Source organism: Saccharothrix sp. ST-888 (assembly GCF_000955975.1).
Taxonomy (GTDB): domain Bacteria; phylum Actinomycetota; class Actinomycetes; order Streptomycetales; family Streptomycetaceae; genus Kitasatospora.
Map to the genome: position 1 here is coordinate 1 of NZ_JYJF01000184.1, position 6,655 is coordinate 6,655.

At 72.1% G+C, this 6,655-nt stretch carries 6 protein-coding genes and 5 tRNA genes; 7 read left to right on the forward strand and 4 right to left on the reverse strand.

Translation table 11 applies throughout. From position 1 onward, the window contains the following. Positions 1–213: 213 nt before the first annotated feature. A tRNA-Val gene (locus tag UK12_RS31365) sits at positions 214–285 on the reverse strand. 471 nt (positions 286–756) lie between these two features. Here UK12_RS31365 and UK12_RS31370 point away from each other — a divergent pair. From UK12_RS31370 to UK12_RS31380, 3 genes are all read left to right on the forward strand, one after another. After that, positions 757–1,170: an SsgA family sporulation/cell division regulator gene (locus tag UK12_RS31370; RefSeq protein ID WP_030056266.1), complete on the forward strand. Its 414-nt coding sequence runs from the start codon at positions 757–759 to the stop codon at positions 1,168–1,170. A 393-nt stretch (positions 1,171–1,563) separates the two neighbouring features. Further along, positions 1,564–2,133, forward strand: coding sequence for a CGNR zinc finger domain-containing protein (locus UK12_RS31375; protein ID WP_045306607.1), 570 nt, complete (start codon positions 1,564–1,566; stop codon positions 2,131–2,133). A 51-nt stretch (positions 2,134–2,184) separates the two neighbouring features. Continuing rightward, complete coding sequence (locus UK12_RS31380; protein WP_045306608.1) at positions 2,185–2,688, forward strand: DsbA family protein; 504 nt, start codon at positions 2,185–2,187, stop codon at positions 2,686–2,688. Positions 2,689–2,732: 44 nt separating this feature from the next. On the opposite strand, the gene UK12_RS31385 is transcribed toward UK12_RS31380, so the two are convergent. The 3 genes from UK12_RS31385 to UK12_RS31395 all read right to left on the reverse strand — a co-directional run bounded on the left by UK12_RS31385 (position 2,733) and on the right by UK12_RS31395 (position 5,710). After that, on the reverse strand, positions 2,733–3,575 hold the full coding sequence (locus UK12_RS31385) for a GNAT family N-acetyltransferase (protein WP_045306609.1): 843 nt from the start codon (positions 3,573–3,575) through the stop codon (positions 2,733–2,735). 190 nt (positions 3,576–3,765) lie between these two features. Continuing rightward, positions 3,766–4,599 (reverse strand): aminotransferase class IV, encoded by an 834-nt coding sequence (locus UK12_RS31390; protein WP_045306610.1) that lies wholly within the window; start codon positions 4,597–4,599, stop codon positions 3,766–3,768. Between the two features lie 55 nt (positions 4,600–4,654). Continuing rightward, positions 4,655–5,710: a chorismate-binding protein gene (locus UK12_RS31395; protein ID WP_045306611.1), complete on the reverse strand. Its 1,056-nt coding sequence runs from the start codon at positions 5,708–5,710 to the stop codon at positions 4,655–4,657. Positions 5,711–6,140: 430 nt separating this feature from the next. On the opposite strand from UK12_RS31395, the gene UK12_RS31400 reads away from it, so the two are divergent. From UK12_RS31400 to UK12_RS31415, 4 genes are all read left to right on the forward strand, one after another. Continuing rightward, a tRNA-Gly gene (locus UK12_RS31400) sits at positions 6,141–6,213 on the forward strand. A gap of 39 nt (positions 6,214–6,252) precedes the next feature. Further along, positions 6,253–6,326, forward strand: a tRNA-Cys gene (locus tag UK12_RS31405). A 33-nt stretch (positions 6,327–6,359) separates the two neighbouring features. Next, positions 6,360–6,431: transfer RNA gene (locus UK12_RS31410), tRNA-Val, on the forward strand. Between the two features lie 44 nt (positions 6,432–6,475). Then, positions 6,476–6,547: transfer RNA gene (locus UK12_RS31415), tRNA-Val, on the forward strand. Positions 6,548–6,655 lie beyond the last annotated feature (108 nt).

A 6,655-nucleotide genomic window follows, 5' to 3' on the forward strand; every position in this document is an offset into this window, starting at 1 on the left:
GCAACAAGAAGAACTCTAGCACTACTTGGCTCCGACTGCGCAATCCGGGTCCGCGCAGCCTCCCCCGACGACTCCCCAGTTCGCTCCCGCCACACGGATGCTGATTGCGAATCAGTTGCCGGGCAGGCCGGAAGCGGACAAGGGGAGAATGCAAAAAGATGTCGGGCCCCGACCATTTCCTGGTCGGGGCCCGACATCTGCGGTGCATTCCGGTGGGCGATACTGGGATCGAACCAGTGACCCCTTCGGTGTGAACGAAGTGCTCTCCCGCTGAGCTAATCGCCCGGGTGCAGAGAAAACATTACCGCATCCGGGTGGGTGCTCCGAACCACCCCCTCGGCCGGCTCCGGCCGGGCCGGACCGCCGAGACCTCGTCAGCTCGGACCGCCCCCGGGCAGCCGATCACCAGCAGGCCACCGGGGGTGCACCGGCTTCCGCACCGTTGGCGCCGCCCCGACCCGCCGGCGGACCGCCGGCCGCACGCCGACCTCCGCAGCACCTCTGTGGCCACCCCCGTCCCCGGCGCCGCCGGACCCGGATTGTCGCTTCGCACAACCTTGCGGCGAAAACCGCCGGGAGAGGCCGGAGCGCCCGGGCCCGACCGCCGCGCCCGCGGCGATTCTGCAATGCGCCGGAAGGGGTACGACTCGCGCCTGAATCGGGACAGACGGGTTTACACCGGGCTTTCAGGTGGGATGGTCCGTTCGCCGACGTGCGATTCCCCGAGCGCACACTGAGCGAAAGGCCCTGGCGCTTATGAACACCACGGTCAGCTGTGAGCTGCACCTGCGCCTCATCGTGTCGAGCGAGTCCTCACTGCCCGTCCCCGCGGGCCTGCGCTACGACACCGCCGACCCCTATGCCGTGCATGCGACCTTCCACACCGGTGCCGACGAGACCGTGGAGTGGGTGTTCGCCCGTGATCTTCTCGCGGAGGGGCTCCATCGACCCACCGGGACCGGCGACGTCCGGGTGTGGCCCTCGCGCAGCCATGGACAGGGTGTGGTCTGCATCGCCCTGAGTTCTCCGGAGGGAGAGGCCCTGCTGGAAGCCCCGGCCCGGGCGCTTGAGTCCTTCCTCAAGCGAACCGACGCCGCTGTGCCACCCGGCACCGAACATCGTCATTTCGATCTGGATCGCGAGCTGTCCCACATCCTCGCCGAGAGCTGACCGCCTCGGCGGTGGGGCCGCTACCTGACAGCGTCCGTCCTACTCGGGGGCACGGTCGCACAGTCTGCCGCGCACCAAGCGGCCTCGGGGTTCGTCCCGGTCGCTTCCACCGGAGCGGTCGGCCCGACCTGATCGGCGACGACGAAGGCGCCCGGCAATCGGTGCCGGTCATCCGCGTGTGGATGACCGGTCACCATGCCGGGCGCCTTCGTCCGGTCCCGCTGTCCCTCCAGCCAGCCCCTCCACCGTCCCGCGCGGGCATCAGTGCCAGGGCCCGGCCGGCCCGCCCCGGCGGGACGGAACATACGCCGCTCTGACGGTCCGCCCCGGTAGAGTCGCGGGTGATGACCGACGCGGGAGGCCGAGGCCGCCCGCCGCGCGAGGGGCCCTCACGTGCTGATCACCCATGACACCGAGTGCTCGCTGAGCGTTCTGGTGGAGCTGCTCAACACCTCGCCCGATGCCTGCGGCAGCGAGCAGCTCCCGGACGTCGCGGCGCTCAGCGCGTTCGTGGTGCGCCGGGACATCAGCGAGGTCGACTCCCTCTCCCCCGCAGATCTGGCCGCCGTGCACCGGCTCCGCTCGCAGCTGCGCGAGGTGTTCTCGGTCGGCTCCACCGAGGAGGCGGCCGAGCTGGTGAACGCGGTGGTGGCCGCCGCGGGGACCACGCCCCGGCTCACCAACCACGACCAGCACGACTGGCACATCCACTACTTCGCCCCGCACGCCGCGCTCGGCGACCACCTGGCGGCCGAACTCGGGATGGCGCTGGCCTTCATCGTGATGGCCGGGGAGCGCGAGCGGCTGCGCCGCTGCGAGGCGCCCGACTGCGCCCGGGTCTTCGTGGACCTCTCGCGCAACCGCTCCCGCCGCTACTGCGACAGCCGTACCTGCGGTAACCGGCTGCATGTGGCCGCCTACCGGGCCCGGCAGCGCTCGGCGGACGCCGTACCGGCCGGCTGAGGCCCGCCGCTGCGGCCGGGTGGGGGCCCTCTCTGATGACAGACTGGGGGCATGATCGAAGGTTCCCTCCCCCGCCTCGAGCTCTGGTGCGAGCTCCAGTGCCCGGACTGCCGCACCGCCCTGGACGACGTGCGGGCGCTGCGCGCCCGGTACGGCGACGCGCTGCCCATCGAGCTGCGGCACTTCCCGCTGGAGAAGCACAAGCACGCGTACGCGGCGGCTCAGGCGGCCGAGGAGGCGTTCGCCCAGGGCAAGGGGTGGCCGTACGTGGAGGCGCTGCTGGCCCGGGTCGAGGAGCTGGACCGGGGCGGGGAGAAGCTGCTGGTGCAGATCGCCGCCGAGGTCGGCCTGGACGCGGAGGAGGTCGACACCGCACTGATCGACGGCCGGCACACCCTGATCGTGGACGCCGACCAGGCCGAGGGCAAAGCGATCGGCGTCACCGGCACGCCGACGTACGTGATCGCCGGGCAGCGCCTGGACGGCGGGAAGAGCCAGGACGGACTGCGCGAGCGCATCGTCGCCGTGATCGAGGAGCAGCGCGCCCGGTCCTGACCCGGCTCCCCTCGCGCGGCCGTGCTCCGGGGCGGGCGACGGGCTCAGCGCAGTGACTTTCCGAGGATCCGGTTGGTCACCCGGTAGCCGAGCGACTCGTACAGGCCGGTCGCGACGGTGTTGCTGCTGAAGACGTTGAGGCCGAGGTCCCGCACTCCGGCGGCCAGGCACTCGCGCTCGGCGAGCAGCATCAGGGCGCGGCCGTAGCCCCGGCCGCGCCGGGCCGGGTCCACCTCGACGGTCATCACCCAGGCCAGTGGCAGGCCGTTCGGGAGCACGGCCTGCCGCAGGGCGGTCCAGAGGGTGCCGAGCGGGGTGCCGTCGGGGCCGTAGAGGCGGCGCAGGGCGACGTCCGGGGTGGCGGGACCCTGGGGCAGCACGTTCCGGTGGTCGGCGTCCGCCTTGGCGCGGGCCTGCTGCTCGGTGAGGCCCGACGCGACCAGGTCGTGCAGGTAGCCGGCCCTGGCCCGGGCGAGCCAGTCCGGGTACTCGGCCGCGCCGATCGGGCGGGCCGTCAGACCGGGGGACAGATCGGGGACCGGGCCGAGCCGCTTGGCCATGTTGCACATCCGCTCGGTGTAGCCGAGCGCGTGGGCGAGGCGGAGCGCGGCGGTCGCCCCGGCGGGGATGTTCACGTCCACCCTGGTGCAGTCCCAGCCGCGCAGCACCTCCTCGGCCGCCAGGGCGCCGACGGTGCCCCGACCGCGCCGGCGGCCCTCGGCCACCTCCATCTCGGAGATCTCACCCCACCACTGGGAGCCCCAGGGCAGGGCCGTGGTGCGCAGGCCGCCGACCTGACGGCCGTTGACACAGATCTGCCAGCGGCGGCTTCGGCCGCCGCCGGGCACGGGCTCCTCGGGGCGCTCGGGGCGCAGCGTGGTGGTCATGAGGGCTCCCTTCCCCCTCCCCGCCGGTCTCTACCCGCGCGACTTCGGGACCCGCTCACTCCCGGACACGGCGGCCGGGCAGCCGTCAGGGGACGCGGGAACCGCGCGGGAAGCCCCGCACCGATGCGACCGGGCGTCCACACGGCTCACCGCGCCCCTGGCGGAGCGCCCCCTCAGCGGGCAGTCCCGCTCACGGGTCGAGGTCGTCGGCGCTGCGCTCGGCGAACTGGGCCATGGCCTTGAGGGTCACCGGGCCGGGTGTGGGGGCCAGGTCGCGGGCGTCGACCCGGGTGACGGCCTGGACGTCCCGGAGGGTGGAGGCCAGGAAGATCTCCTCGGCCTGCTGGAGCACCTCGAAGGGGAGGTCGGTCTCCTCGGCGCCGGTCCACTCGACGACCAGTTGCCGGGTGATGCCCGCGAGGCAGCCCGAGCTCAGCGTGGGGGTGAGCAGTCGGCCGTCCAGCACGACGAAGACGTTGGAGCCGGTGCCCTCGCAGAGGTTTCCGGCGATGTTGGCGAAGAGGGCCTCGGAGGCGTCGGCCCGGTGGGCGGCGGCGAGGGCGACCACGTTCTCGGCGTACGAGGTGGTCTTCAGGCCCGCCACGGCGCTGTGCTCGTTCCGGCGCCACGGGACGGTCCTGACGGCGGTGGTGTCGGGGCGCCGGTTGGCGCTGCCGACGGCGACGACGAGGCCGGCCGGGCCGGTGCCGCGCTCGGAGCCGAGCGGGGAGATCCCGCCGGTGTAGGTGATGCGGATCCGGCCGAGCGGCACGGGGTCGGCGTGCAGGACCTGCCGGACGGCCTCGCGGATCAGGTCGTGGTCCGGGTCGGGCAGGCCGAGTCCGCGAGCGGAGCGGGTGAGCCGTTCCAGGTGGCGGGTGAGCGCGAAGGGCCGCCCGTCCACCGCCTTGACGGTCTCGAACACACCGTCGCCGACGGTGAGTCCGTGGTCGTGGACGGAGATCACGGCGTCGCTGTTCTCCAGCAGGGAACCGTTCACCCAGGTTCGGGTCGGACTCGACATGGCGGGCAGCTCCTCGGGTGGCCGGTGGGTGTGACCGGTGGCGGGTGCGGACGGATCAGCAGGTGCTGGCGCCCGACGCTATCGCGACCAGGCGGGCGGCCTTCAGTTCGGTCTCGTCCCACTCGCGCGCGGGGTCGGAGCCCCAGGTGATCCCGGCGCCGGTGCCGAACCTCAGGACGGGGTGGCCGCTGCTCCGGTCGACCCAGAACGTCCTGATGCCGACGGCGAGTTCGGCCTCGCCGCGGTCCGCGTCGACCCAGCCGACCGCGCCGCAGTACGGGCCGCGCGGAGCGGTCTCCAGGGCGTCGATGATCCGCAGCGCGCTGGACTTCGGCGCGCCGGTGACCGAGCCCGGCGGGAAGGTCGCGTCGAGGAGTTCGGGCCAGCCCGCGCCCTCCCGCAGCGTGCCCTCGACGGTGGAGACCAGGTGCACCAGACCCGGGTGCTTCTCGACCGCACAGAGGTCGGGGACGGTGACGCTGCCGGTGGCGCAGACCCGGCCGAGGTCGTTGCGGACCAGGTCCACGATCATCACGTTCTCGGCGTGGTCCTTGTCCAGCAGGTCGTGCTCGGTACGGCCGGTGCCCTTGATCGGCCCGGAGGACACCGTACGGCCGTCGCGGCGCAGATAGAGCTCGGGCGAGGCGGTGGCGATCTCGACGCCGTGTTCGGGCAGCCGGATCGTCCCCGCGTACGGGGCGGGGTTGCCGTGGGCGAGCAGTCCGGTGAGGGCGTCGATGTCACTGCGGGCCGGGTCGGGCAGCGGCGCGGACAGCACCCGGCAGAGATTGGCCTGGTAGACCTCGCCGGCCGCGATGTGTTCGCGGATGCGGCGGACTCCGGCCGTGTAGGCGTCCCGGTCGAGGGAGCTGTGCCAGCTGTCGCGCTGCGGGCCGAGCCAGCCGTCGGTGCACGGCGGCGTGGGCTCGGGGCGGACGTGCTCGAAGCGGGCGCAGGTGAGCCGGCCCTCGAAGTCGTACGCGACGGCCCAGAAGCCACCGGAGTCGAGCGCCGCCGGATCCGAGGTGACCTCGCGCAGTCCCGTCGCCAGGCGGCCGCCGAAGCGGGCTATCGGGGCGGTGGGGTCGAGGGCGGTGGTGCGGCCGGACACGGTTCTCCTGCGCGGACTCGGGTGCTGTTCTGCGGTTCCGCGCGGACGTGGGCGCGGGGGCGAGGGATGGGTCGGTGGCTGAAGTGTAGGTCGGTGAGGGCGGGCGGTGCGGTCCGCACGCCGTCCGGCTTCCGGCAGTTCCCGCTTCGGTCGCGCAGCGGTCGGCGATCGGCGGGTCGGCCCGGCGGTCGGTCCATCGGGTCCACAGGCCGGCTGCAGGTTCCCCCGTAGGTCATCCGTGCGAGTGGCCGCGCGACCGGGAGCGGTACGCCCGGGAGGGGTCCTGGGCGGCTGACGACGCACCACCTCCGGGCCACTCCGGCGGCACGCTGCGGGAACGGAATTTGAGCTGGCCGAGGTTTCCGCTAAAGTTCAACACGTCGCCGGGACACGGAGCCGCAGGAAAGCGGTGAAGGGCCCCGGGAGACAGGCGGACGTGGCTCAGTTGGTAGAGCATCACCTTGCCAAGGTGAGGGTCGCGAGTTCGAATCTCGTCGTCCGCTCGACGGAGAACAGGGTAAGATCGTTCTCCTCAGTTGCCTGGTGGAGTGGCCGAGAGGCGAGGCAACGGCCTGCAAAGCCGTGTACACGGGTTCAAATCCCGTCTCCACCTCCAAGAGGTTCCCCTGGTTCGCCAGGGGACCTCCCCGCGCGATTAGCTCAGCGGGAGAGCACTACCTTGACACGGTAGGGGTCACTGGTTCAATCCCAGTATCGCGCACCTGCGGCATCCTTTCGGGGCCTGACGTAGCACCGCCTTACCAGGCGCGATTAGCTCAGCGGGAGAGCACTACCTTGACACGGTAGGGGTCACTGGTTCAATCCCAGTATCGCGCACTCGGCCCTCTCGGGGTCCGACGCAGTACCGCCTCATCAGGCGCGATTAGCTCAGCGGGAGAGCACTACCTTGACACGGTAGGGGTCACTGGTTCAATCCCAGTATCG